Here is a 3,176-nt window from a genome sequence, read left to right as displayed (position 1 = left end):
GTAATCCTCAGTACGATCTGACGATCCTTCCAGTCGATCGCTCCGACTAGAATCTCAGGCAGATCGGTATCTGGGACCAAAGCGCCGAGGACTTCATCATTCATTTTCGGGCCAACGTCGGTGATCTGCCACGGAGCGAAGCGGAGTTGGCAGAATCACATGGTTAGCCCTTTTTGTATTCAGATTTGAGGATGCCATATTCAACGATATCCCTCAACTCTCCATTCTTCATGGTATGCTGTCTTTGAATCCCTTCTTTCTTCATTCCGATTTTTTCCATAACTCGTCCAGAACCGGCATTCCCGCCGAGATGCCGGGCATAAATCTTGTTCAGACCTATGTCGTCAAATCCAAATTGGATTAGCCTGCGGGCAGCGTCCGTGCAAAAGCCTTTGTTCCAGAATGGGACGCCAATCCAATATCCCAGTTCCCCAATCTGGTCATTCATATTCAAACCGAGATTGATCGCCCCATACAAGTCTCCCGAGGTAGATCGAACTGCAAAAACCGCATTCTTTTTCTCCAGATACTGTAGGAGATGAGATGCAATCCACTTTTCCGCCGCGCCATCTGGATACGGGTGAGGCACGTTCAATGTAGTTCGGGCAACCTCTGCGTCGCCTGCGTATTGCTGCACGAGACCTGCGTCACCGAGTGAGAACGGAGATAGGGTGACGCTTTCGGCATGGAGGGTGGGAATCATTTTCTTTGGCTAACGTTATAGCAATGGCGGCGCCGGCTTGCACGCCCAAAATTGATCAGACGGCTTCCTCGGCGTCGCCATCTGCGCCTTGTTAGCTTTCTTGTTTCGGTTGTATTCGTGTGAACGTCACTGTAATCGGTTTACTAGTATGGTCATAGTATCTAAAGTCGAGGGTTCCATCTATGCGCTGTATCAACTCGAAGAATCCCATATCGCCTACAACTAAAACCAATTCTTCATCCTCAGGTTCGTAGTAGGATAGTCGATAGGTGCCAGGCTTAATTGCGGGGTATTCATTGATTGCGGATATTACTGCCGAACCCGATGCGGTCTCCACTGAGAACTGAATGACTCTTCCATCTTTGAGCGTGGATTCAAAATCGCCTCCGAGTGACCTGATAGCCGCTTCAAAACGCGATCTGGCCATGTTGGCCTGAAAACGCGCTACGGGCATTCCAACTCTTCCTACAAATTCGGCGAAAGATCCGGGCGGTGATCCGCATGCGTAGTTACGCTGATGCCAGCTAGCGGCGTAGTAACTAATCCCGAGGGGCAATGTCGCCGCGCAAAGGATTGTAGCAATTGGCCTCTTCATTTCTTAGCTAACAGTGTATTGTGACGATTCGGGCTTTCCGTAGGAAAAGACGAATCGTGCTTTTTTGAAGGTTAGGGGAAAGGCTTCCCCATCGTCAACCGCCGAGAACCGGTTTGCGTGTTTCGAGACAAGAGTCGAATTCTCAAGACCTTGCGTCTTTCCTTTCGAGATCAAGGGGTGGGCTGGGAGGCGTCACGAGGAAGTGGAAAAGCCCTGAAAATGCCGATTCGCCATAACAAGAGGAAAAGACGAATCGGGATATCACCCTAATTTCACACCTGTGGAACGTTCCACATCGGTCGGAATCCGATGGTGATCACAAAAGAAGAAGGTGATTGCGGTATGAACCGCCGTTGCCGCCGGCCCCCCGCGCAGATCCGTACGTGAGGAACTACCTCATACGGCCCCTGTCTTGAGTCGGGCGTGGAATCGCTCGCTTGGATAGGGATGGATCACTCGGACCCGGGGCGGATTGTATCAAAATCTTTTGGTGCGCCAGCATCGATGGTTTGGATACTCCATTTTTCGGCTTACCGTCAAGGGAGCTGTCGATGCTCCCTGCAACTTGCCAAACGAGAGAGACCAGCTTGCTCACTTAGGGTGAGGTTTCCTTTTTCACCAAGAGGCCCCATGCCAGCGAGACTCCAACGAAGAGGATCACGAATTGGGAGATGGTCGTGACCAAGGCTTCCACCACCAGCACCCGGACCGCGAGATTTCCTTCGAAGCGCGATGAGAGTGAAAGGGCATCGGGCAGGGCCATGAGAAACGCGACGAGAAGGATCACCAGACCGATGATCGACTTGTTCCAGTCGGATCTGGTGAAGGGATATTTCCGGATCCGGCGAAGCGCTAGGACAGAGAGGCAAAGTACGCCAGATATCGTACCGAGGTGCTGTCCAAGGTGAAACACGGTCAGTTCTCCAAGCAGTGGTAAAGACCCGAGGCTCTTTTGGAGCAATGGCAAGCGTTCGACAAACCAGCCGTGTGGGTGGGTGAAGGCATCGAGAAAATTGTGGCTGGCGATGCCGACCCAAAGCGAGGGAACTGCCAATAGGATACTCCGAGGTGCACGCATCGCGGCCAACTGAGGAAGAAGGAGCGACCTGAAGGATGCTGGGATGAGGCTTGAAGAGCGGCAACCGATCAAGGCCACCAGAACCCAGAGCATCATCCCGACAGGCAAGGCTGTTAGAAAAGATCCACTCAAGCTGTGAGTCGCATGACTTCTGGGAAGCCCGGCAATGAAATAGCCGGCATCAGGAACCATGGTTCCGATCACCAGAGCCACCGGTTCCAGGAAACGACGATATCGCAGGAGGGGAATCGCGACCACGGTATGGCTCAAGGTGAAGGGCATCTCTGCGAGATCACGATGGACGAGCGTGAAATGCTGGTGAACGGCGGATGGAGAATTCAGGAAGTGCCCGATTTTGCTGAGCGGGGCCTCTTAAACCTATTCCTTGGTCGTTTTGCTGGCCGGGACGAGCCTCCACGGCCAAGCCAAACAGCTCCTCTGAGCGTCTTTCCTTTGGCGTGATCGAAGAGGGCTGAAGTCGGTAGCTTGTTGCCGCTCAGATCAAGGAGGCCTCTTTGGTGCTTCGACAGGGCGGGAACGCCCTTGCTCCCTTTTTGCGCGACGGTTTGAACGGAGCTTCGCTTGCCTTGCAGAGCTTCGTGGTGAGTGTGAAAGCGGTGGGAATAAGTCGGAATTTTTCGGGGATAGTAGGGCGGGTTGCGAACTGCCGGGAGTCTTACCCGGACTCGTTCGGGCTTTCTTCGCAGGATGCTGTTCCCGTGGAATCCTAGGGGCTGTAAGTGGAACACTTATTTTTCCCACTTATCCCCATGATTAAGATGAAGAACTCATGGGGTTTC

Annotated in this window: 2 protein-coding genes; both read right to left on the bottom strand. The window is 52.8% G+C overall.

Annotation, left to right across the window (positions count from 1 at the left end; translation table 11 throughout):
• Positions 1-163: 163 nt before the first annotated feature.
• Positions 164-703, bottom strand: coding sequence for a GNAT family N-acetyltransferase (locus tag WBG04_RS03770; protein WP_424313038.1), 540 nt, complete (start codon positions 701-703; stop codon positions 164-166).
• A gap of 1,190 nt (positions 704-1,893) precedes the next feature.
• Positions 1,894-2,658, bottom strand: coding sequence for a DUF4184 family protein (locus WBG04_RS03765; protein ID WP_424313036.1), 765 nt, complete (start codon positions 2,656-2,658; stop codon positions 1,894-1,896).
• Positions 2,659-3,176: the final 518 nt, after the last annotated feature.

Source organism: Haloferula sp. (genome assembly GCF_049672945.1).
In the GTDB taxonomy this organism is placed as follows: domain Bacteria; phylum Verrucomicrobiota; class Verrucomicrobiia; order Verrucomicrobiales; family Akkermansiaceae; genus Haloferula.
Note: the sequence above shows the minus strand (reverse complement) of the source record. Positions and strands in the feature narration are given on the sequence as shown.